Origin of the sequence: Streptomyces sp. NPDC059010, assembly GCF_042740355.1 — a bacterium.
Taxonomy (GTDB): domain Bacteria; phylum Actinomycetota; class Actinomycetes; order Streptomycetales; family Streptomycetaceae; genus Streptomyces.
In genome coordinates this window covers 58,772-81,795 of the sequence record NZ_JBHYJA010000052.1, presented here as the reverse complement: position 1 = coordinate 81,795, position 23,024 = coordinate 58,772, and the positions used below count along the sequence as shown (strand labels likewise).

Annotated in this window: 21 protein-coding genes; 20 read left to right on the top strand and 1 reads right to left on the bottom strand. The window is 72.1% G+C overall.

The window, feature by feature from the left end; translation table 11 throughout:
* From ACFWYS_RS39190 to ACFWYS_RS39115, 16 genes are all read left to right on the top strand, one after another.
* Nucleotides 1-582, top strand: a 582-nt coding sequence (locus tag ACFWYS_RS39190; RefSeq protein WP_384780031.1) for a biotin/lipoyl-containing protein, incomplete at its 5' end; no start/stop codon positions are given.
* A 25-nt stretch (nt 583-607) separates the two neighbouring features.
* The gene (locus tag ACFWYS_RS39185; protein ID WP_384780028.1) at nt 608-742 is read left to right on the top strand and encodes a hypothetical protein; all 135 of its coding nucleotides are present in this window, start codon (nt 608-610) and stop codon (nt 740-742) included.
* 34 nt (nt 743-776) lie between these two features.
* Entirely contained in the window at nt 777-1,106 is a 330-nt protein-coding gene (locus tag ACFWYS_RS39180; protein ID WP_384780025.1) for a TcmI family type II polyketide cyclase, read from the top strand.
* Nucleotides 1,103-2,386 (top strand): beta-ketoacyl-[acyl-carrier-protein] synthase family protein, encoded by a 1,284-nt coding sequence (locus ACFWYS_RS39175; RefSeq protein WP_384780022.1) that lies wholly within the window; start codon nt 1,103-1,105, stop codon nt 2,384-2,386. The genes ACFWYS_RS39180 and ACFWYS_RS39175 overlap by 4 nt, the downstream gene beginning before the upstream one ends.
* Nucleotides 2,383-3,597: a ketosynthase chain-length factor gene (locus ACFWYS_RS39170; protein ID WP_384780019.1), complete on the top strand. Its 1,215-nt coding sequence runs from the start codon at nt 2,383-2,385 to the stop codon at nt 3,595-3,597. Before ACFWYS_RS39175 ends, ACFWYS_RS39170 begins: the two co-directional genes overlap by 4 nt.
* A gap of 55 nt (nt 3,598-3,652) precedes the next feature.
* Nucleotides 3,653-3,928 carry an acyl carrier protein gene (locus ACFWYS_RS39165; protein WP_384780016.1) on the top strand — a complete coding sequence of 92 codons (276 nt, stop codon included), beginning with the start codon at nt 3,653-3,655 and terminating at the stop codon, nt 3,926-3,928.
* Between the two features lie 104 nt (nt 3,929-4,032).
* The gene (locus tag ACFWYS_RS39160; RefSeq protein ID WP_384780013.1) at nt 4,033-4,818 is read left to right on the top strand and encodes an SDR family NAD(P)-dependent oxidoreductase; all 786 of its coding nucleotides are present in this window, start codon (nt 4,033-4,035) and stop codon (nt 4,816-4,818) included.
* A gap of 97 nt (nt 4,819-4,915) precedes the next feature.
* On the top strand, nt 4,916-5,866 hold the full coding sequence (locus ACFWYS_RS39155; RefSeq protein ID WP_384780010.1) for an aromatase/cyclase: 951 nt from the start codon (nt 4,916-4,918) through the stop codon (nt 5,864-5,866).
* 2 nt (nt 5,867-5,868) lie between these two features.
* Nucleotides 5,869-7,368 (top strand): FAD-dependent monooxygenase, encoded by a 1,500-nt coding sequence (locus ACFWYS_RS39150; RefSeq protein ID WP_384780007.1) that lies wholly within the window; start codon nt 5,869-5,871, stop codon nt 7,366-7,368.
* Between the two features lie 60 nt (nt 7,369-7,428).
* Nucleotides 7,429-8,979: an FAD-dependent monooxygenase gene (locus ACFWYS_RS39145; protein ID WP_384780004.1), complete on the top strand. Its 1,551-nt coding sequence runs from the start codon at nt 7,429-7,431 to the stop codon at nt 8,977-8,979.
* 4 nt (nt 8,980-8,983) lie between these two features.
* Complete coding sequence (locus tag ACFWYS_RS39140) at nt 8,984-9,862, top strand: alpha/beta hydrolase (protein ID WP_384780001.1); 879 nt, start codon at nt 8,984-8,986, stop codon at nt 9,860-9,862.
* A 17-nt stretch (nt 9,863-9,879) separates the two neighbouring features.
* Nucleotides 9,880-11,193 (top strand): MFS transporter, encoded by a 1,314-nt coding sequence (locus ACFWYS_RS39135; protein WP_384779998.1) that lies wholly within the window; start codon nt 9,880-9,882, stop codon nt 11,191-11,193.
* A complete protein-coding gene (locus ACFWYS_RS39130) occupies nt 11,190-12,065 on the top strand; it encodes a 4'-phosphopantetheinyl transferase family protein (RefSeq protein ID WP_384779995.1) in 876 nt (291 codons plus the stop codon). The genes ACFWYS_RS39135 and ACFWYS_RS39130 overlap by 4 nt, the downstream gene beginning before the upstream one ends.
* Nucleotides 12,062-13,669: an acyl-CoA carboxylase subunit beta gene (locus ACFWYS_RS39125; RefSeq protein ID WP_384779992.1), complete on the top strand. Its 1,608-nt coding sequence runs from the start codon at nt 12,062-12,064 to the stop codon at nt 13,667-13,669. Before ACFWYS_RS39130 ends, ACFWYS_RS39125 begins: the two co-directional genes overlap by 4 nt.
* Nucleotides 13,670-13,677: 8 nt before the next feature.
* Nucleotides 13,678-13,914: an acyl-CoA carboxylase subunit epsilon gene (locus tag ACFWYS_RS39120; protein WP_384779989.1), complete on the top strand. Its 237-nt coding sequence runs from the start codon at nt 13,678-13,680 to the stop codon at nt 13,912-13,914.
* Between the two features lie 387 nt (nt 13,915-14,301).
* The gene (locus ACFWYS_RS39115) at nt 14,302-15,678 is read left to right on the top strand and encodes a cytochrome P450 (RefSeq protein ID WP_384779986.1); all 1,377 of its coding nucleotides are present in this window, start codon (nt 14,302-14,304) and stop codon (nt 15,676-15,678) included.
* On the opposite strand, the gene ACFWYS_RS39110 is transcribed toward ACFWYS_RS39115, so the two are convergent.
* Nucleotides 15,675-16,955 (bottom strand): MFS transporter, encoded by a 1,281-nt coding sequence (locus ACFWYS_RS39110; RefSeq protein ID WP_384779983.1) that lies wholly within the window; start codon nt 16,953-16,955, stop codon nt 15,675-15,677. The two genes, ACFWYS_RS39115 and ACFWYS_RS39110, sit on opposite strands and share 4 nt — an antisense overlap.
* A gap of 96 nt (nt 16,956-17,051) precedes the next feature.
* On the opposite strand from ACFWYS_RS39110, the gene ACFWYS_RS39105 reads away from it, so the two are divergent.
* The 4 genes from ACFWYS_RS39105 to ACFWYS_RS39090 all read left to right on the top strand — a co-directional run bounded on the left by ACFWYS_RS39105 (nt 17,052) and on the right by ACFWYS_RS39090 (nt 22,999).
* Nucleotides 17,052-18,023, top strand: coding sequence for a LysR family transcriptional regulator (locus tag ACFWYS_RS39105; RefSeq protein WP_384779980.1), 972 nt, complete (start codon nt 17,052-17,054; stop codon nt 18,021-18,023).
* 283 nt (nt 18,024-18,306) lie between these two features.
* On the top strand, nt 18,307-19,545 hold the full coding sequence (locus ACFWYS_RS39100; RefSeq protein ID WP_384779977.1) for a hypothetical protein: 1,239 nt from the start codon (nt 18,307-18,309) through the stop codon (nt 19,543-19,545).
* On the top strand, nt 19,545-21,758 hold the full coding sequence (locus ACFWYS_RS39095) for a glycosyltransferase (protein ID WP_384779974.1): 2,214 nt from the start codon (nt 19,545-19,547) through the stop codon (nt 21,756-21,758). The genes ACFWYS_RS39100 and ACFWYS_RS39095 overlap by 1 nt, the downstream gene beginning before the upstream one ends.
* Nucleotides 21,755-22,999, top strand: coding sequence for an acyltransferase (locus tag ACFWYS_RS39090; RefSeq protein ID WP_384779971.1), 1,245 nt, complete (start codon nt 21,755-21,757; stop codon nt 22,997-22,999). The genes ACFWYS_RS39095 and ACFWYS_RS39090 overlap by 4 nt, the downstream gene beginning before the upstream one ends.
* The last annotated feature ends 25 nt before the right edge of the window (nt 23,000-23,024 follow it).

Below are 23,024 nucleotides of genomic sequence, written 5' to 3'. Positions count from 1 at the left end.
CAGCGCGCGTCCCGCGCCCTGGCCGAGTTCCAGGTCGAGGGCATGGCCACCGCCATCCCCTTCCACCGCGCGGTCGTCACCGACCCCGCATTCGCGCCCGAAACACATGACCAGGACGGCCCGTTCACGGTCCACACCCGCTGGATCGAGACCGAGTTCGTCAACGACATCAAGCCCTTCGCCGCCCCCACCGACACCGAACCCGACACCGATCCCGGCCGGGACACGGTCGTCGTGGAGGTCGGCGGCAAGCGCCTGGAGGTCTCCCTGCCGGCCTCCCTCGGCATGGCCCTGGCCCGTACCGGCCTGGCCGCCGGAGCGAGGCCGAAGCGGCGGGCGGCTCGGAACTCCGGGCCCGTGGTCTCCGGGGACACGCTCGCCTCGCCGATGCAGGGGACCGTCGTCAAGGTCGCGGTCGAGGAGGGCCAGGAGGTCGAGGAGGGCGACCTGATCGTCGTACTCGAAGCGATGAAGATGGAACAGCCGCTGAATGCGCACAAGTCCGGCACCATCAAGGACCTGTCCGCCGCGGTCGGCGCCTCTCTCACCTCCGGTGCGGCCATCTGCGAAATCAAGGACTGAAAGTCCCCAGGGAGGTGTGACGCACATGTACTTCGAGACGCGGGACGACGACGAGTTCGACGCGCCCCCGCCCCCGCCCCAGGCGCCCGCCTGGCGTCTGGCCGGTGAGGACGACGAGTACGACAGCGACCATCCGCACATATGCCGGGGCATCGACTGACGCCGGCCCCTTTTCCGAATTCCAAGGAGAGTTCATGCACAGCACCTTGATCGTGGCCCGGATGGAACCGGGCTCGGCGGTCGATGTCGCCAAGTTGTTCGGCGCGTTCGACGAGACCGAGATGCCGCATCTGATGGGCACCCGGCGCCGTCAGCTCTTCCGCTACCGGGGCCTGTATTTCCATTTGCAGGACTTCGACGCGGACAACGGCGGTGAGCTCATCGAGAAGGCCAAGTCCGACGAGCGTTTCGTGCGCATCAGCGAGGACCTGAAGCCCTACATAGAGGCGTACGACCCCGCCACCTGGCGTTCCCCGGCCGACGCGATGGCCACGCGCTTCTACAACTGGGAGGCGTCCCGATGAGCGGAGGTCGCGGCGGCCGTCGGGTCGTCATCACCGGGATCGAGGTCCTCGCGCCCGGCGGCGTCGGCAAGGACGACTTCTGGACCATGCTGAGCGAGGGCCGTACCGCGACGCGCGGGATCACCTTCTTCGACCCGAGCCCCTTTCGTTCGCAGGTCGCGGCGGAGATGGACTTCGATCCCGACCAGCACGGGCTCACCCCGCAGGAGGTCCGCCGGATGGACCGGGCCGCCCAGTTCGCGGTGGTCGCGGCACGCGGCGCGGTCGCCGACAGCGGCATCGACCTCGCGGCCCACGAGCCGCACCGGGTGGGTGTCACCGTCGGCAGCGCGGTCGGCGCCACGATGGGCCTGGACGAGGAGTACCGGATCGTCAGTGACGGCGGCCGGCTGCACCTGGTGGACCACGAGTACGCCGTACCGCATCTGTACAACTACTTCGTCCCGAGCTCCTTCTCGGCCGAGGTCGCCTGGACGGTCGGCGCGGAGGGCCCCAACACCGTGGTGTCCACGGGCTGCACCTCCGGTATCGACTCGGTCGGTTACGCGGTCGAGCTGATCCGCGAGGGCTCGGCCGACGTGATGGTCGCCGGTTCGTCGGACGCGCCGATCTCGCCGATCACCATGGCCTGCTTCGACGCCATCAAGGCGACGACCCCGCGCAGGGAGGACCCCGAGCAGGCCTCGCGCCCGTTCGACGGCACCCGCAACGGGTTCGTGCTCGGCGAGGGCTGCGCGGTGTTCGTGCTGGAGGAGCTGGAGAGCGCCCGGCGGCGCGGGGCGCACATCTACGCCGAGATCGCCGGCTACGCCACGCGCAGCAACGCGTACCACATGACCGGTCTCAGGCCGGACGGCGCGGAGATGGCGGAGGCCATCACGGTGGCGCTGGACGAGGCGCGGATGAACGTCGACCAGGTCGACTACATCAACGCCCACGGCTCCGGCACCAAGCAGAACGACCGGCATGAGACGGCCGCGTTCAAGAAGAGCCTCGGCGACCACGCCTACCGCACCCCCGTGAGCTCCATCAAGTCGATGGTGGGGCACTCGCTGGGCGCGATCGGCTCGATCGAGATCGCCGCGTCCGCGCTGGCCATGGAGCACCACGTGGTGCCGCCCACGGCGAACCTGCACACCCCCGACCCGGAGTGCGACCTCGACTACGTGCCGCTCACCGCTCGTGAGCAGCTGACCGACGCGGTGCTGTCGGTGGGCAGTGGGTTCGGCGGTTTCCAGAGCGCGATGGTGCTCGCCCGTCCCGAGAGGAGCTTGGCATGACCGCGGTGGTGGTGACGGGGCTCGGCGTCACGGCCCCCAACGGCCTGGGCGTACAGGACTACTGGGAGGCGACGCTCGCCGGGAAGAGCGGCATCGGGCGGATCACCCGCTTCGACCCGTCGCAGTACCCGGCGCGGCTGGCCGGTGAGATACCCGGCTTCGCGGCCGAGGAGCATCTGCCGAGCCGGCTGCTGCCGCAGACCGACCGGATGACCCGGCTGGCACTGGTCGCCGCCGACTGGGCGCTCGCGGACGCCGGGATCCAGCCGAAGGAACTGCCCGAGTCCAGCATGGGCGTGGTCACGGCGAGTTCGTCGGGCGGCTTCGAGTTCGGCCAGGGCGAGCTGCAGGCGCTGTGGAGCCGGGGCAGCCAGTACGTCAGCGCGTACCAGTCGTTCGCCTGGTTCTACGCCGTCAACAGCGGCCAGATCTCCATCCGGCACGGGATGAAGGGCCCGACCAGCGTGCTCGTCAGCGACCAGGCGGGCGGGCTGGACGCGGTGGCGCATGCCCGCCGGCAGATCCGCAAGGGGACCGCGGTCGTGGTCTCCGGCGCGGTGGACGCCTCCATCTGCCCGTGGGGCTGGGTCGCCCAGCTCGCCGCGCAGCGGCTGACCACCCGGGACGAGCCCAGCCAGGCGTATCTGCCCTTCGACGGGGCGGCCGACGGGTATGTGCCGGGCGAGGGCGGCGCGCTGCTCGTCATGGAGTCCGAGGAGTCGGCGCGTGCGCGCGGTGCGCGGATCTACGGCGAGATCGCCGGGTACGCCGCCACCTTCGACCCCGCGCCGGACAGCGAGCGTCCGCCGGGTCTGCGCCGGGCGATCGAACTCGCCCTGGACGACGCCGGGTTGGGCGCCGACGAGGTGGACGTGGTGTTCTGTGACGCCGCGGCCGACCCCGAGCTCGACCGGATCGAGGCGGACGCGGTCACCGCGGTGTTCGGCCCCGGCGCCGTCCCGGTCACCGCACCGAAGACCATGACGGGCCGCCTCTACTCGGGCGCGGCACCGCTGGACCTGGCCACCGCCTTCCTGGCCATCCGCGACGGGGTCATCCCGCCGACGGTGAACGTGACCCCGTCCCCCGACTACGCCCTCGACCTGGTGGTCGACCGGCCCCGCGAGGCCCCCGGCCTGCGCACGGCGCTGGTCCTGGCCCGCGGCCACGGCGGCTTCAACTCGGCCGCGATCGTACGGGCCGCCGCCTGACCGACCACCCCGTCACCAACCGCGAATACCGCACATGACCTGAGAGGAACCCCACGTGGAAACGCAGCAGTTCACCCTCGACGACCTCAAGCGCATCCTGATCGAGGGCGCCGGCGCCGAGGAGTCCGTCGACCTCGACGGCGAGATCCTCGACGAGGACTTCGAGCACCTCGGCTACGAGTCGCTGGCCCTGCTGGAGACCGGCGGCCGGATCGAGCGCGAGTACGGCATCGTCCTGGACGACGACGTCCTGTCGGAGGCCAACACGCCGCGCGCTCTGATCGACGCGGTCAACGCCCAGCTGGGGGGCGGGTCCCAGGCGGCCGCCTGACGGTGCCGCCCGACGCTTCGCGATACCCGACATTTCATGATCCTGCCGCCGCCGGTACCCCATTCGACCGGCGGCGGCGTCCACCCGAGGGAGTTGGAAGAAACATGCCGCAGCAGACGCAGCGGGTCGCACTGATCACCGGGGCCACCAGTGGCATCGGACTGGCCGCGGCCCGGCAGCTGGGCGCCGCCGGGCACCGTGTGTTCATCGGCGCGCGGAACGCCGACAACGTGGCCGAGACCGTCAAGCAGCTCCAGGAGGAGGGCATAGAGGCGGACGGCGCCGCCGTCGACGTCCGTTCGCCGGACGCGGTCCGCGCCTTCGTGCAGGCCGCCGCCGACCGGTTCGGTGCCGTCGACATCCTGGTCAACAACGCCGGCCGCAGCGGTGGCGGAGTGACCGCCGACCTCGCGGACGAGCTGTGGGACGACGTCATCGACACCAACCTCAACAGCGTGTTCCGGATGACCCGCGAGGTGCTCAACACCGGCGGCATGCGCGACCGCGGCTGGGGCCGGATCATCAACATCGCGTCCACCGCGGGCAAGCAGGGCGTGGTCCTCGGCGCCCCCTACTCCGCCTCCAAGCACGGCGTCGTCGGTTTCACCAAGGCTCTCGGCAACGAGCTCGCGCCGACCGGCATCACCGTCAACGCCGTCTGCCCGGGCTATGTCGAGACGCCCATGGCGCAGCGCGTCCGCCAGGGATACGCCGCCGCCTACGACACCACCGAGGACGCGATCCTGGAGAAGTTCCAGGCCAAGATCCCGCTCGGCCGCTACTCCACGCCGGAGGAGGTCGCCGGGATGGTCGGCTACCTCGCCTCCGAGCCCGCCGCCTCCGTCACCGCGCAGGCGATCAACGTCTGCGGCGGGCTGGGCAACTTCTGAGCCCCGCGCCGGCCCTCTGCCCGATCCCCGCGCCGGGCCCCTGCCCGATCCCCGCCCGGACCGCAACAGCACCCAACCAGACGAAGAGGACGAGGACGTGACCACGACGGAAGCAACGACCCGCGAGGTGGCGCACGAGATCACCGTCTCGGCCCCCGCAGACGCCGTCTACCGCCTGATCGCCGAGGTGGAGAACTGGCCGCGGATCTTCCCGCCCACCATCCATGTGGACCACCTGGAGAAGGGCGAGCGCGAGGAGCGCATCCGCATCTGGGCCACCGCCAACGGCGCCGCCAAGAGCTGGACCTCCCGCCGCACCCTGGACCCCGTCAGCCGCCGCATCACCTTCCGCCAGGAGGTCTCCGCACCCCCGGTCGCCGCGATGGGCGGCGCCTGGGTGATCGAGGAACTGCCGGGCGGCGAGTCACTGGTACGGCTGCTGCACGACTACTCCGCCATCGACGACGACCCCGAGAGCCTCACCTGGATCGACGAGGCCGTCGACCGCAACTCCCGCTCCGAGCTCGCCGCCCTGAAGGAGAACGTCGAGCGGGCCCACGCCACCCGCGAGCTGACCTTCTCCTTCGAGGACACCGTGCTGATCGAGGGCTCGGCGAAGGACGCCTACGACTTCATCAACGAGGCCGACCTCTGGGTGGACCGGCTGCCGCACGTGGCCCGCGTCCAGTTCGAGGAGCCCACGCCCGGTCTCCAGGTGCTGGAGATGGACACCAGGGCCAAGGACGGCTCGACCCACACCACCAAGTCGTACCGGGTGACCTTCCCGCACCGCGCGATCGCCTACAAGCAGGTCACCCTGCCGGCCCTGATGACCCTGCACACCGGCCTGTGGACGTTCGAGGAGTACCCGCGCGGCGTCGCCGCCACCTCGCAGCACACGGTCGTGCTCAACCCGGACAACATCCAGCGCATCCTCGGCCCCGACGCCACCGTCGAGGACGCCCGCGAGTACGTCCAGGGCGCGCTGAGCACCAACAGCCGGGCCACGCTGGGCCACGCCAGGGACCACGCGGAGAAGAGCCGCTGACCATGGCCACCGACACCTCCCGGGCCACCCGGGTCATCGTGGTGGGGGCGGGCCCGGTGGGCCTGTTCCTGGCCGGCGAGCTGCGCCTCGGCGGCGCCGACGTCGTCGTACTGGAACGGCTGCGCACCCCCACCACGGAGTCCCGCGCCTCCACGCTGCACGCCCGCACGGTGGAGCTGTTCGACTGCCGGGGTCTGCTGGACGCGCTCGGCGACCCGCCGCGCGAGCCCCGCGGCCACTTCGGCGGCGTACCGATGGACCTGACCGTGCCCGGCCCGTACTCGGGCCAGTGGAAGGTGCCGCAGACCAGGACCGAGGAACTCCTCCAGGACTGGGCCGGGGCCCTCGGCGCCGACATCCGGCGCGGCTGGGAGGTACGCGAACTCACCCAGTCGGACGGCGCCGAGGGCGAGGACGGGTTCGTGGAGGTCACGGCCGACACCCCGGACGGCGTACGGCGGCTGCGGGCGGCGTATCTCGTCGCCTGCGACGGCGAGGACAGCACCGTGCGGCGGCTGACCGGGGCGGCGTTCCCCGGCAGCCCGGCCGGGCGGGAGCTGCTGCGGGCGGACATCGCCGGGGTGGACATCCCGAACCGGCGGTTCGAGCGCCGGGAGCACGGGCTGGCCATCGCGGCCCGGATGCCCGGCGGGGTCACCCGGGTGATGGTGCACGCCTTCGGCCACCCGGCCCGGCGGCGCACGGGTCCGCCGGAGTTCGCCGAGGTCGTCGACGTATGGCGGCAGGTCACCGGAGAGGACCTGAGCGGTGGCCGACCCGTGTGGCTCAACGCCTTCGGTGACGCCAACCAGCAGCTGGAGCGGTACCGCCACCGGCGGGTCCTGTTCGCCGGGGACGCCGCCCACCGGCAGATGCCGAGCGGCGGCCAGGCCCTCAACCTCGGCCTCCAGGACGCGGCCAACCTCGGCTGGAAGCTGGCCTCGGTGGCCTGCGGCCGGGCCCCCGAGGCGCTGCTCGACACCTACGACGACGAGCGGCACGCGGTCGGGCGCCGGGTGCTCGCCAACATCAGGGCCCAGGCGCTGCTGCTGCTCGGCGGGCCCGAGGTGGAGGCGGCGCGCACCCTGCTCGGCGAACTCATCGCCGCAGGTCCGACACGGGACCACCTCGCGGCGATGATCACCGGGCTCGACATCCGCTACCCCGTGGGCGGCGGCACCCACCCCCTGCTCGGCGCCCGGCTGCCGCTCGGCACGCTGCCGACACCGGACGGCCCGGTCGGCGTCGCCGGGCTGCTGCGCGACGGCCGCGGACTGCTGCTCGTCTCCGACTCCGCCCGGGCCGAACTGCGCTGGGTCGGCAAGGTCTGGTCCGACCGCGTCACCCCGGTGGCGGTACGACCGGACACCGCCGAACCGCTGCACGGCGCCGAGGGCCTGCTGGTCCGTCCCGACGGCCATGTCGCCTGGGCGGGCGCGGACCCGTGGGCGGTGACGGCGGCGATACGGCACTGGTTCGGGCGGCCGGATCCGGGGCTGTGACCCTGCGCGATCTCAGAACACCAGAAGTCAGCGCAAGTCGTACATGATCATATTTGGGCGATGCTCAGAGAGGGAAGCACTGTGGACACGGATGTGATCGTCGTCGGTGCCGGGCCGACGGGCCTGATGCTGGCCGGAGAACTGCGACTGGGCGGCGCCCGGGTCGTCGTGGTGGAGAAGCTGGCCGAGCCGACCGGGCAGTCCCGGGGGCTCGGGTTCACCGCCCGCGCGATGGAGGTGTTCGACCAGCGGGGGCTGCTGCCGCGCTTCGGCACGCTGGAGAAGAGCCCGATGGGCCACTTCGGCGGCGTCCAGTTCGACTACACCGTCCTGGAGGACGCCCACTTCGGCGCGCGCGGTGTCCCGCAGTCCCGGACCGAGGCCGTGCTGGAGGAATGGGCCGCCGAGCTGGGCGCGGACATACGGCGCGGCTGGGAGCTGACCAAGCTGGCCGACGACGGCGACGGCGTCGAGATCGTGGCCGCCACCCCCGAGGGCGAGCAGCGGGTGCGCGGCGCCTACCTGGTCGGCTGCGACGGCGGACAGAGCGTCGTACGCAGGGCGGTCGGGTTCGACTTCCCCGGGCTGCCGGCCACCCGCCGGATGTATCTCGCCGACGTCACCGGCTGCGACATCCGGCCCCGCTTCCTGGGGGAGCGGCTGGACAACGGCATGGTGATGGCCGCGCCGCTGGCGCCCGGCGTCGACCGGATCATCGTCTGCGAGGACGGCACCCCTGCCGGGGACCGGCCGCAGGCGGTCGAGTTCGACGAGGTCGCCGCCGCCTGGGAACGCATCACCGGCGAGTCGCTGGCCGGGGGCGGCGCCGACTGGGTCAGCTCCTTCACGGACGCCACCCGCCAGGTCTCCGCCTACCGCAAGGGCCGGGTGCTGCTCGCCGGGGACGCCGCGCACGTCCATCTCCCGGCCGGGGGACAGGGGCTCAGCACGGGCGTGCAGGACTCGGTCAACCTCGGCTGGAAGCTGGCCGCCGTGGTCCGCGGGGACGTCGCGGACACCCTCCTCGACAGCTACCACGACGAACGGCACCCCGTCGGCGCCCGGCTGCTGATGAACACCCGGGCGCAGGGCATGATCTTCCTCGGCGGCCCCGAGGCCGACCCGGTGCGCAAGGTGTTCGGCGAGCTGATGGAGCTGGAGGACGTCCGCCGCCGCCTCGCCGGCGTGGTCAGCCACCTCGACGTCGCCTACGACTTCGGCTCCCGCCCCGGCAGCCACCCCCTCGTCGGCCGCCGCCTCCCCCCGCGCCCGCTCCAGCTGCCCGACGGCACGCGGACCACCACGACGGCCCTGCTCCACCCGGCCCGCGGCGTCCTGCTCGACCTGGCCGACGACGCCGGCCTCCGCGAGAGCGTGGCCGGTTGGGCCGACCTGGTCACCGTCGTCACGGCCACACCCGAGAGCGCCGAGGTGTTCTCCGGGGCGACGGCCCTGCTGGTGCGCCCGGACGGGCACGTGGCCTGGGCGGCGGGCGGGGACGACCCCACCCCCGAGGCCGCCGACGCCGACCTGTCCACCGACCTGGCTGCCGGCATCGACAGCCTCGTAACCGCCCTGCACCACTGGTTCGGCACCCCGGAGGTGGCTTAGCACGATGACCATCACGTCCCTGTCCGTCGGCCCGAGCGTGCGGCGGATCACGCTGGATGCCGCCGGGCACACCCTGTCGGCCCTGCTCAGCGCACCTCAGGGCACGCCGCCGCGTGCCACCGTCGTCGCGCTGCACGGGGCCGGGATGAGCGCGGGGTACTTCGACGGCGGGGCCCGGCAGGACGCCTCCCTCTGCGCGTTGGGAGCGCATCTGGGGTTCCAGGTCCTCGCCGTCGACCGGCCCGGCTACGGCGACTCCGCCGCCGGGCTGCCCGACGGCCTGGGCCTCGCCGGGCAGGCCCGTGTCCTGCGGGCCGCGCTCGACGGCTTCGCCACCGAGTACGCCGTCGGCACCGGCACCTTCCTGCTCGCGCACTCCTTCGGCGGCAAGCTCGCCCTGACCCTGGCCGCCGAGGCCCCGCCGCCCGGGCTGCTGGGCCTGGACATCTCCGGCTGCGGCCACCGCTACGCCGAGGGCTCCGCGGAACTGCTCAACGGGACCGACCGGGCCCGCTGGAGACACAACTGGGGCCGCCTCGGCCTGTATCCGCCCGCCACCTTCCACAGCAGCGCCGACTTCGTGAAGCCGGTCCCGCAGCGGGAGTTGCGGGACGCCTCCGACTGGCCGGAGGCCTTCGACGTGCTCGCGCCACGCGTGCGCGTGCCCGTGCGTCTGACGTTCGCCGAGCACGAGCTGTGGTGGCGGCACGACGCCGACGCCCTCGACGACCTGCGGGCGAGGCTGAGCGCCGCGCCGCGCGTGGTCGTCGACCGGCAGCCGGACGCCGGGCACAACATCAGCCTGGGCCGCACGGCCCGCGCGTACCACCTGCGCGCGCTCGCCTTCTTCGAGGAGTGCCTGCCGGAGCGGGACGGTCCATGACTCCGTCCGAACGGTCCATGCCCCCGCCCGAATCCAAGCCCCGAGGACTGTCACGCAGGCTGCTCGCGACCGGCCTGCGCTCGCTCACCGTACGCAACTTCCGCCTCTTCGCCACCGGCCAGATAGCCTCCGCCACCGGCACCTGGATGATGGTCGTCGCCCAGGACTGGCTGGTGCTGGAACTGACCGGCGACTCCGGCACGGCCCTCGCCACGGTCACCGCGCTCCAGTTCACGCCGATGATGCTGCTGACCCTGTACGGCGGCCGGATCGCCGACCGCTACGACAAGCGCGCCCTGCTGACCGGGGCCAACGTCGTCTCCGGGGTGCTGGCGCTGCTGCTCGGCCTGCTGGTCACCGGTGACGCGGCCCGGCTGTGGCATGTCTACGTGTTCGCGCTGGCCCTCGGTGTGGCCAACGCCGTGGAGGTGCCGGCCCGGCTGTCCTTCATCGCCGAGCTCGTCGGACCGGAGCTGGTGCCCAACGCCTCCGCGCTCAGCGGCGCCTACTTCAACATCGCGCGCGTGCTGGGCCCCTCGCTGGCCGGGCTGCTGATCGAGGCGGCCGGCACCGGCACCGTGATGCTCCTGAACGCGGCCAGCTACGCGGCGACCGTGGCCGGACTGCGCGCCATGCGGCCGGGCGAGCTGCACCGCCCGCCCCGGCCCGCAGCCCGCGACGCCAAGGTCACCGAGGGGCTGGCCCATCTGCGGTCCCGGCCCGACCTGGTGGCGACGCTGTCCCTGCTCGCGGCGGTGTCGCTGTTCGGCCTGAACCTCCAGCTGACCCTGCCGCTGATGGCCCGCACCGTCTTCCACACCGACGCCGCCGCCTTCGGCCTGCTCACCGCCGCGCTCGCCGCCGGTTCACTGCTGGCCGCCTTCACCGGCACCCTGCGCCGGGGCCGCCCCCGGGCCCGGCTGGTCATCGGCTGGGCCTGCGCGTTCGGCACCCTGGCGGCGGCCACCGGCTGGGCGCCGAACCTGCCGACGGCACTGGTGCTGCTCGTACCGACCGGCTTCGCCTCCCTGTACTTCGCACAGGCCGCCAACCACCGCGTCCAACTGGGCAGCGACCCCGCCTACCGGGGCCGCGTGATGGCCCTCTACACCCTGATCCTGCAAGGCAGCGCCCCGCTCGGCGCCCTGTTCGTGGGCTCCGTCACCCAGTACCTGGGCACGCGCTCCGCGCTCTGGGCGGGCGGCCTGCTCTCCCTCGCCGCCGCCCTGGTCGCGGCGCTCACCGACCGCAGCGACACCCGGGCCGCGGCAGCGCCACCCAAGGCCGAGCGGACCCAGCACCACCCGACCGAAACCGGGAGCCGCCCATGAACCTCCCCCGCATACCGAACACCCCCCACGGCTCCCGGCAGTTGGGCCCGTCGGACCTGCACCTGTGGCTGCTGCCACCGCCCGACTCACCACGCGCCGCCCCGCTCGCCGAACTGGACGTGCAGGAGCGGCAGCGCGCCGCCGCCTACCGCCGCCACAGCGACCGCCAGATGTACGTCGCCGCCCATGTGGGCCTGCGCCGGGTGCTGTCGGTGTACACCGGCATCGCACCACACCGTCTGGTCATCGGCCGGGAGTGGTGCGAGGAGTGCGGGGAACGGCACGGGCGGCCCGTCCTGGTCGACGTACCGGGCGCCCCCGAGTTCTCCCTCTCGCACAGCCACGGCCTGGCCCTGGTCGCCGTGGCCCGCACCCGGGTCGGCGCCGACGTCCAGGCGCTGCCGTCGCCCGGAACCGTCGACACCTGTCTGCCCCTGCTGCACCCGGCCGAGCGCCAGGAGATCACCCGCATACCCACCGAGCCCGCCGACCAGCGGCAGTTGGCCTTCGCCCGGCTGTGGTCCCGCAAGGAGGCCTACCTGAAGGGCCTCGGCACCGGACTCGCCCGCGCCCCCGACCTCGACTACCTCGGCGAGGCCGCCGAGTCCTGGCGCCCGACCGGCTGGACGGTGCGCAACATCCCGCTCTGCGAGGGCCATGTCGGCGCGGCGGCGCTGGCCGGCGACAAGGACTGGCGGGCCGCCCTGCACCCGGTGCCCGCCGACTGGCTCCACACCCGGGACGCCGTGGAGCGGATCGCCGCCATCCAGCCGGGCCTGCGCACCGTGCTGCGCGCCCACGACCCGTCCGCCGTCCGCACCCACGCCCTCATCGACACCAGGAACAGGAAGGAAAGGGCCCAGGCATCATGACCGTCACCGACCCGGAAGCTCCCGCGGCTCCCGCGCCCACCACCACCCCGGACGCCCCCGAGGCGGACCGGCTCACGGAACTGCGGACCCTCAAGGAACTCGCCCATGCGGGCCCCGACCCCAAGGCCACCGAACGCCAGCACGCCAAGGGCAAGCTCACCGCCCGCGAACGCATCGAACTCCTCCTCGACACCGGCTCGTTCACCGAGGTCGAGACCCTGCGCCGACACCGGGCGACCGGCTTCGGCCTGGAGGCGAAGAAGCCGTACACCGACGGTGTCATCACCGGCTGGGGCACGGTGGAGGGCCGCACGGTCTTCGTCTACGCCCATGACTTCCGCATCTTCGGCGGCGCCCTGGGCGAGGCCCACGCCGCCAAGATCCACAAGCTGATGGACATGGCGATCGCGGCGGGCGCCCCGCTGGTCTCGCTCAACGACGGCGCGGGAGCCCGTATCCAGGAGGGCGTCTCGGCCCTCGCCGGGTACGGCGGCATCTTCCAGCGCAACACCAAGGCGTCCGGCGTCATCCCGCAGATCAGCGTCATGCTCGGCCCGTGCGCGGGCGGCGCGGCGTACAGCCCGGCGCTGACGGACTTCGTCTTCGCAGTGCGCGAGATCTCCCAGATGTTCATCACCGGCCCGGACGTGGTCAAGGCCGTCACCGGCGAGGAGATCACCCAGAACGGCCTGGGCGGCGCCGACGTCCACGGCGCCACCTCCGGAGTCGCCCACTTCGTCTACGACGACGAGCGCACCTGCCTCGAAGAGGTCCGCTACCTCCTCTCCCTGCTCCCCTCCAACAACCGCGAACTGCCGCCCGCCCACCCCGCCGACGACCCGGCGGACCGCCCCGGCGACGCCCTGCTCGACCTGGTCCCCGAGGACGGCAACCGTTCCTACGACATCCGCAAGGTGATCGAGGAGATCGTCGACGACGGCGACTTCCTGGAGGTCCACGCCGCCTTCGCCACCAACATCGTCTGCGCACTGGCCCGCCTCGACGGCCACGTCGTCGGTATCGTCGCCAACCAGCCCGCCTCCATGGCCGGTGTGCTCGACATCAGGGCGAGCGAGAAGGGCGCGCGGTTCGTGCAGTTCTGCGACGCCTTCAACATCCCGCTGGTCACCCTGGTCGACGTGCCCGGCTTCCTGCCCGGCGTCGACCAGGAACACGAGGGCATCATCAGGCGCGGCGCGAAGCTGCTGTACGCCTACTGCAACGCCACCGTGCCCCGCGTCTCGGTCGTCCTGCGCAAGGCCTACGGCGGCGCCTACATCGTCATGGACTCCCGCTCCATCGGCGCCGACATCGCCCTCGCCTGGCCCACCAACGAGATCGCCGTGATGGGCGCCGAGGGCGCCGCCAACGTCGTCTTCCGCCGGGAGATCGCGGCCGCCGACGATCCCGAGGCGATGCGCCGCCAGAAGATCGAGGAGTACAAGACCGAACTGGTCCACCCCTATTACGCGGCCGAACGCGGCCTGGTCGACGACGTGATCGACCCCCGCGAGACCCGCCTGATCCTCAGCCGAGCCGTGACGATGCTCGCCGCCAAGTCCGCGGCCCTGCCCACCCGCAAACACGGCAACCCGCCCCAGTAGGAGACACCATGAGCGCGACGCCGACCCAGACTCCGACCCCGACGACCTCCGACATGCTCGCCGCCACGTCCTTCCGGGTCCTGCGCGGCGAGCCGAGCGCCGAGGAACTCGCGGCGTTCACGGCCGTGTTGACCCTGCGCCTGACGGCCCCGGACGAACCGACCTCACGACGCCCGACCACGGCGGGCTGGTCCCGCCCGGAACGCCTTCGCGCCTACAACTGCCCGAGGGCTTGGCACAGTTGAGGCGTCAGCCGCAGCGCTGCCCGTAGCTGTCCGTTGTTGCACGACGGCACGCTGTAGCCGGTGGTATCTGCGGCTGTGACGCACCTTTTGGGTGCGTCCTCCCTTCCGGGTCCCGTCCCCTCGGGGCCCGGCCCGATGAGAGCGGCTCCGGGACCGTGGCTGGCCGCCTCACATCGAAGGGAGGACGCCCCGGCATGGGCTGTCACGAGGAGCGGAAACCGACTCTCGTCATGCGGCTGCTCCGGCTTCTGCCGGAGCGTGCGGCAAGGCATGCGAGGAGGTGGCTGCTCTGGTGGCTCAGCAGGTAGCCGGATATCCCCATAGGGCCTGGGAAAGTATGTGCGACCCCGGGGTGAGTCAATGGGACCGCGTGGGAATCGGAGTGCCATGACGATGACGACAACAGCCACGCGGGCCCCGATCGTGACGGGCAGTCCGCTACTGGGCTCGATGAGCGACCTGCTGAACGATCCCCTCGCCACCTATCTGCGGGCCCGCCGCGACCACGGCGACGTCGTGCGCTTCCGGGCCGGGCCGCCCGGGCTGCGGTCCGACATCTACGCGGTGTTCTCCGCCGAGGGCGCCCAGCAGATACTGGCCACCCAGGCCGCCAACTTCCGCAAGGACAACGTCTTCTACGAGGAACTGCGCCGGTCGGTCGGCAACGGGCTGCTCACCAGCCAGGACGACACCTATCTACGGCAACGCCGCCTGATACAGCCGCTGTTCACCCGCCGCCGGGTGAACGGCTACGCCCATCAGGTCGCCGAGGAGGCGGCCGCCCTGGCGGACACGTGGCGTGCGGCGCCCGAGGGGCCGCAGGGCCGGACCGTCGAACTGGTCGGTGAGATGCACCGGTTCGCCCTGCACGTCGTAGGCCGGATCCTGTTCGGCACCGACGTGGACAAGGCGTACCAGGTGATCGAGCGCAGCCTGCCCCCGCTCCAGGAGTACTCGCTCAAACGCGGCTTCTCGCCGGTCAAGGCGCCGCGCAGCTGGCCGACCCCCGCCAACCGCCGGGTCGGCCGCCTCCAGGCCGAGCTGCACGCCCTGTGTGACGGCATCATCGACAGCCGCCGCGACCGGGACGACCAGGACGACCTGGTCACCCTCCTCGTGCACACGGAGAACGCCGAGGACGGCAGCCTGGACGCCGCCGAACTCCGCGAGCAGGTCCTGATCTTCCTGCTGGCCGGCCATGAGACGACCGCCACCGCGCTCGCCTTCGCCCTGCACCTGCTCGCCCGGCACCCCGAGGAACAGCGGCGGGTACGGGACGAGGTGGGCCGGGTGCTCGGCGGTCCGGGCGGACGGGCGCCGACCGCGGCCGACATGGACGAACTGCCGTATCTGACCATGGTGGTGAAGGAGGCCATGCGGCTGTACCCGTCCGCGCCCGTGATCGGCCGCCGCTCGGTCGCCGACGCGGAGGTGGACGGCGTACGGATACCGGCCGGGGCCGACGTCCTGGTCAGCCCCTGGGTGACGCACCGCCACCCCGACCACTGGCCGGACCCGGAGCGCTTCGATCCCACCCGCTTCACCCCGGAGGCCGAGGCGGGCCGGCCGCGCTACGCATGGTTCCCCTTCGGGGGCGGGCCGCGTGCCTGTATCGGCCAGTACCTGTCGATGCTGGAGTCGGTGCTCGGGCTGGCGGTGCTGGTGCGGGAGTTCGGGTTCGAGGACGCGGAGGCGGGGGCCGTGCCGCTGGGGGCGGGGATCACGCTGATGGCCAAGGGCCCTGTGCGGGTTGCGCTCCGCTAGGAGGGCCGGGAGGGGTTGTGTTTTGTGGGCGGCGCCGTTGTGGCTGGTCGCGCAGTTCCCCGCGCCCCTGAGGGCGTTGCTGCCAGCGCGATCAGCAGTGCCGCTGCCGCTGCCGTGATCGGTACTCCGTACCCGGCCGTCGGCGACAGATGCTCCGCCATCCATCCTCCGGCCGCGCTGCCGCAGGCGATGCCGCCCAGCAGTGCGGTCACCGCGAGGGTCATGCCCTCGTTGAGGCGGCCCTCCGGGGTGCGGCTCTGGACCAGGGACATGTTGGTGATCATCGTCGGGGCGGTGGCCATGCCGGAGATCAGCAGGGCGGCGGACAGGAGCAGGAGGGAGCCGGTGAGGGACGTGGCGAGCAGGGGCAGCGTCAGCAGTGCGGTCATCGCCGCCAGGCACCACGGGTAGCGGCGCTCGGCGGGGCCGGCCGGCTTCAGCGCGCCGTACAGCAGTCCGGCCGCGCAGGAGCCGGCCGCCTGGAGGGCGAGGATGGCGCCGGCCGCCGTACTGTGCCCCCGCGCGTCCGCGAACGCGATCGTGACGACCTCCATGGACCCGAACACGGCACCCATGGCGAGGCAGGCGGCGAGCAGCGGAGGCATGCCGGGTGCGCGGTACGGCGGCTCGGCGGCCGTCGCGGACGGCCGGACCGGCGGCTCGGTCGAGCGCTGGGCGGTGAACAGGGTCATGCCGGAGACCAGGAGTACGACTCCCACGAGCGTGCCCGCCTCGGGAAAGAAGGTCCCGCACAGGAACGCCGCCAGGACCGGGCCGAGCATGAAGCACAGCTCGTCCGCGGCCTGCTCGAAGGAGTTCGCGGTGTGCAGCGCGGCCGGGTCGCCCTCCAGCAGGTGGGCCCACCTGGCCCGGGACATGCCGCCGGTGTTGGGGGTGGTCGCGGTGGCGGCGTATGCGGCGAAGAGGGTCCAGGCGGGGGCGCTGTAGCGGGTGCAGACCAGCAGCGTGAGGCCGCCCAGCGCCGCGAGGAGTGTGGCGGGCAGGGCGACGCGGGACTGTCCGTACCGGTCGACGAGCCGTGCGGTCCAGGGGGCGACCAGGGCGGTCGCGGCCAGGCCGACCGCGACGACGGAGCCGGCGAGGGCGTACGACCCCCGGGTACCGGCGATCATCACCACCGCGCTCACGCTGAACATCCCCATGGGAAGACGGGCCAGGATGCTTCCCGCCAGGAACGAGCGGGCGCCGGGCAGGGCGAACAGCGCGCGGTAGCCGGCGGTCGGCTGCGGTATGGAGCGGGAGGCGGATTGCGGCATGGAGCAACCGTCACCCGGAGTGGATCAAGGGGTCCAACACCTGCTCGGCACGGATTCACGCACCTGTGTTGTAAGTCCGCCTTGTAAGTTCGCCGCATGTCCGCTCCCACCCATCTCGACCCCCGTCTCCTGCGCGCCTTCCTCGCGGTGGCGGAGGAGCTGCACTTCACACGCGCCGCGGCCCGGCTGTACGTCGCCCAGCAGGCGCTCAGCCGGGACGTGCGGCGGCTGGAGCGGGAGCTGGGTGCCGAGCTGTTCGTGCGGACGACCCGGCAGGTCACGCTGACCGCCGACGGCGAGCGACTGGTGCCGCACGCCCGCCGCGCCCTCCAGGCGCAGGACGACCTCCTCGCCGCGTTCGGACCGGCCCGCGCCCTGCTGGTGGACCTCAACTCCCCGGGCCTCGGCACCCCGCGCCGCGTCCTGCACCGGGCCCGGGAACTCGCCCCCGAGCACGAGCTGATGGCCCGCTACGAGAGCGGTCTGGCGGGAGCGGTCGGCGAGCTGGTCGCCGGACGGCTGGACGCGTCGTTCGGCCGGTTCGCGGGCCTGGACCCGGCGCTGCGGGCGGGCCTCGACCATCAGCCGGTCCGCTACGAGCCGATGGCGATCCTGCTCCCCGAGGGCGATCCGTTGGCCGAATCGGACCGGGTGCCGCTGGCCGCGCTGGCCGGCCGGACCGTGTACGCCGGGGCCGGCAACGCCCGTACGCCGGAGTGGACCGACCTCGCGCACCGGTTGTTCGACGGACGGGGCATCGAGGTCGCCGCGCCCTCCCCGCTCGCGGTGGGTGACGAGGAGTTCCAGCGGATCATGGCCAAGACACCGACCCCGATCCTCGTCGTCGTGGACTTTCCGGCCATGCCCCGGACCGTGCTGCGCCCGCTGATCGATCCCGTGCCGCTGTCGCCGGTGTCACTGGTGTGGCGAAAGGGCCTGGTGCACCCAGCATTCGACGCCCTTCGACGGGCGGCGGCGCAGATCGCGGCCGAGGAGGGATGGCTGCGGCGACCCGCCGAGGGATGGATTCCAGCCATCGATTTGGCCACGATGAATGTCCACAAGTGACACGCGGCAACCACGAAACCTCCGCGTGCGCTACATTCGTGGCCTGAGCACGGTGTGGTAAAGGGGGGCGCTCGGCCGGGTGGGGGCTCGGTACGACGACGGGTGCTCAGTGTCGTGCGCGCACCCGGAACGGTCCCGTGGGGGGATGTGCGTGCGCGTGAAGAAGTGGCGAGAAGAAGCCCAACCGGAGTGGCCCGAGGTGGTCTCGGGGTCCGGTGGCGGTTCTTCCGCAGAGGGTTCGAGGGGTGACACCCAGGCCTTCCCGGCGACCGGGGAGACCGGGGTGCGGGGTCAGGGCCATCGCTCCCGACCCGAGGCAAGGGAGACGGAGATACTCCACGGTGGCGGGCGTTCTTTTTCGAACGCCGACGAGACCCAGTTCATCCGAGGCGGTTCCGCGGCGTCCGCTTCCGACGCCGACGAGACCGCGGTGCTGCCGACGGTCGGGAGACCGGCGGACGCACACCGGCCCGCCGGTAGATGGGACGCGCACGGGCCGACCGGCAGACCGGACGCGCACCAGCCCACCGGCAGACCGGACACCACCCGGCCCACCGGCATGACCGACGGCTGGTCGGCCTTCGACCGTCCCTCGGCCGCCGCTTCCGGTCCGAGAAGAAACGACTCGGTCCCGCCTTCGCCTTCCGTGAACGACACCTTCGCGGTGCCCCGCGACACCCAGGTGTTCCCGGCGACCCCCGGCGAGACGACGCGTACGCCCGTGGCCCGCGACCCCTGGGCGGAGCCCGAGGCGTCCGGGGAGTCCGAGGGCCAGGCGCGTACCGCCGCCCCCGGCGGCGCGACCCACGACCCGCACGAGGTCACCATCCAGCTCGACAGCGTCGGCCTGCAGCTGGACGGCAGGCTGCGCGCGGCCAAGGACGCCCCGGGCGGCGGCGACGGCTCCGAAGGGCCCGTGTTCGTCGACGAGTCGGGCCGCCGCAGCCGGCTCTACCGCCGGATCGGCATGGCGGTCGGCCTGGCCTGCGCGGTCTACGCCCTCGTCATCGTCGCCACCCTGCTGTCCGGCAACTCCGACGCGCCCTGGCTGCCCGTCGAGAACCCCAAGGAGCAGCCGGCCGGGCAGGTCGACACCCCGCCGCTGCCCGCGGAGTCGGCACCGCAGCCCTCCGGCACCGGCAGCGCCTCCCCGGGCACCTCCCCGACGGCCAGTGCCGACACGTCCCTGTCCCCGGGCGCCGACACCACCGCGCCCGGCGCGTCCGCGAGCACCGGCACCGGCAGCTCCGCCGCCCCGAAGCCGAGCGCCACCAAGTCCACCACGAACCCGGGCACGAATCCCACCGCGGACCCCGAGCCGACCACCGACCCCACCGTCCCCGACCCCGACCCGACCCCGACGGACGGCGGCGGCCCCACCGAGGGACCCACCGACCCGCCGACCACCGTCGACCCCGCCACCGACACGGTCGCGGACGGTCCGAACAACCCGAACCCCATCGCGCTGGAGCCGGACGACACCGCCTCCTCGTCCGCCCCGTCCCCGGAGTACACCCTCTGATGGCATCCCGCTCCCGCCGTCACGGGCCCGCGAAGGGAGCCCCCGACGGCTCCCGGCGCCGCCGCGTGCCCATGCGCCTGCTGCTTCCCTCGCTCGTCCTCGTCGCATTGATGGCGATGCTGATGCTGCGGGGGTACGTGCACAACGAGATCCTGGCCGACCACCGCGTCCAGCCCGCCTCGGCCTCCGACAAGGTGCCGCAGAAGATCCTGGAGGGCGGCCCGGTCATCGACACCCGCAGCGGCCGCACCGAGAGCCTGCGCCTCCAGGACCACCGGCTGGTCCTGACCTTCGACGACGGCCCGGACCCGACGTGGACCCCCAAGGTCCTGGACATGCTCAAGAAGCACGACGCGCACGCCGTCTTCTTCGTCACCGGCACCATGACCTCGCGCTACCCGGACCTGGTCCGGCGCATGGTCGAGGAGGGCCACGAGGTCGGACTGCACACCTTCAACCACCCCGACCTCTCCTACCAGTCGAAGAAGCGCATCGACTGGGAGCTGTCCCAGAACCAGCTGGCGATCAGCGGCGCGGCCGGTATCCGTACGTCCCTGTTCCGCCCGCCGTACTCCTCCTTCGCCGACGCCATGGACAACAAGTCCTGGCCGGTGACGGAGTACATGGGCAGGCGCGGCTACATCACGGTCGTCAACAACACCGACAGCGAGGACTGGCAGAAGCCCGGCGTCGCCGAGATCATCCGCCGGGCCACCCCCAAGGGCGGCAAGGGCGCGATCGTCCTGATGCACGACTCCGGTGGCGACCGGCACCAGACGGTGCAGGCGCTGGACAAGTTCCTTCCGCAGATGCAGGCCGAGGGCTACGAGTTCGACAACCTCACCGAGGCCCTCGGCGCCCCCAGCGCCCACACCGAGGTCACCGGCCTCGACGAGTGGAAGGGCAAGGCCTGGATCTTCCTGGTCCAGGCGTCGGACAACATCACGGGCGTCCTCGTGGTCGGCCTCGCGGTGATCGGCTTCCTGGTCATCAGCCGCTTCGTGCTGATGCTGCTGCTGTCCGGCATCCACGCCCGCCGGGTGCGCCGCCGGGGCTTCCGCTGGGGCCCGCCGGTCACCGAACCGGTGTCGGTGCTGGTCCCGGCGTACAACGAGGCCAAGTGCATCGAGAACACCGTCCGTTCCCTGATGGCGAGCGAGCACCCGATCGAGGTGATCGTCATCGACGACGGATCGAGCGACGGCACGGCACGCATCGTGGAGGCGATGGGCCTGCCGAACGTCCGCGTCGTCCGCCAGCTCAACGCGGGCAAGCCCGCCGCGCTCAACCGGGGTCTGGCGAACGCCCGTTACGACATCATCGTGATGATGGACGGCGACACCGTCTTCGAACCGGCCACGGTCCGCGAGCTGGTCCAGCCCTTCGGCGACCGGCGCGTGGGCGCCGTCGCCGGCAACGCCAAGGTCGGCAACCGCGACTCCCTCATCGGCGCCTGGCAGCACATCGAGTACGTGATGGGCTTCAACCTGGACCGTCGTATGTACGACATCCTGCGCTGTATGCCCACGATCCCGGGCGCGGTGGGGGCCTTCAGGAGGTCCGCCCTCGAACGGGTCGGCGGCATGAGCGACGACACGCTCGCCGAGGACACCGACATCACCATGGCGATGCACCGGGACGGCTGGCGCGTCGTCTACGCCGAGAACGCCCGGGCCTGGACCGAGGCTCCCGAGTCGGTCCAGCAACTGTGGTCACAGCGCTACCGCTGGTCGTACGGCACGATGCAGGCGATCTGGAAGCACCGCAAGGCCCTGGTGGAGCGGGGCACCTCGGGCCGCTTCGGGCGGGTCGGCCTGCCGCTGGTGTCCCTCTTCATGGTCCTGGCCCCGCTGCTGGCCCCCCTGATCGACGTCTTCCTCCTCTACGGCCTGATTTTCGGCCCGACGCAGAAGACGATCGGCGCCTGGCTGGGCGTCCTGGCCATCCAGGTGGTCTGCGCGGCGTACGCCTTCCGCCTGGACAAGGAACGCATGACCCACCTCATCTCGCTCCCGCTCCAGCAGATCCTCTACCGCCAGCTGATGTACGTCGTCCTGCTCCAGTCCTGGATCACCGCCCTCACCGGCGGCCGCCTGCGCTGGCAGAAACTGCGGCGCACGGGCGTGGTGGAGGCCCCGGGAGGTCCCGTACCGCGGCAGCGGGCGGCGGGTACGGCGGGCACGCGTGACGGTGATCGGAGGCCGGTGGGATGACGCACGGATATCAGCCGACGGCGCCGTACGGCGTCCCGCAGCAGCGCACCGAGCCGGAGCCGGCCCCTGTCGCTCCCGCCGAGGCGCCCGCGCCGAAGAAGCCGGGCCGGGACCGCTACCTGGACCTGCTCCGCTCCATAGCCCTGGTCCGAGTCGTCGTCTACCACCTCTTCGGCTGGGCCTGGCTGACGGTGCTGTTCCCGTCCATGGGCGTGATGTTCGCGCTGGCGGGCTCGCTGATGGCCCGCTCCCTGAACCGCCCGGCGTGGGGCGTGATCAGGGGCCGTGTCCGCCGCCTTCTGCCTCCCCTCTGGGCGTTCAGCGCGGTGGCGCTGGCGCTGATGTTCGGGGGCGGCTGGAACCCTCTGAAGGACCCGGACCACGGCGGCGGCACCTGGGTGCTGCTCGACCTGATCAACTACATCATCCCCGTCGGCGCACCCCCGTTCCCCTGGCACATCGGCTCCAAGTCGGGCCTGCTGGAGGACACCTGGGCGGTACAGGCCGCGGGTCCGCTGTGGTACCTGCGGGCCTACCTGTGGTTCGTGGTGGCATCCCCCGTACTGCTGTGGGCCTTCCGCAGAGCCCCTTGGCCGACGCTGCTCGCTCCGCTCGGCCTGACGGCGGTGGTGGGCACGGGACTCGTCTCCATCCCCGGCGAGACGGGCAACGCGGTCACGGACTTCGCCGTCTACGGCGGCTGCTGGATCCTGGGCTTCGCCCACCACGAGGGCGTCCTGGCGAAGATCCCGCGCTATGTGGCGGTGTCCTGCGCGGCCCTGGTGATGGCCTTCGGCCTGTGGTGGGCCTCGGGCCACCTGGGCCCCGACGGCTGGGACCTGAACGACATCCCACTGGCTCAGGCGACCTGGTCCTTCGGTTTCGTCGTCATCCTGCTCCAGTACTCCCCGTCCTGGCAGGAGCTGCCGGGCAGACTGGCGAAATGGGACAAGCTGGTCACGCTGTCCAACAACCGCGCGGTCACCATCTACCTCTGGCACAACCTCCTGATCATGGCCACGGTCCCGATCCTCGACCGCCTCTACGACCTCCCCTTCATGCAGGACGAGCGAGCGACGGCCGCGCTCGACTCGACGTACATGATCTGGATGTTCTTCCTGGTCTGGCCACTGATCGGCCTGATGATCGTGGCAGTGGGCTGGATCGAGGACATCGCGGCCAAGCGCAAGCCGCGACTCTGGCCGAACGGCGCCCGGAAGAGACGCACACACGCCAGGTAGCGCACGCCGGGCCCCTGTTGTGCGG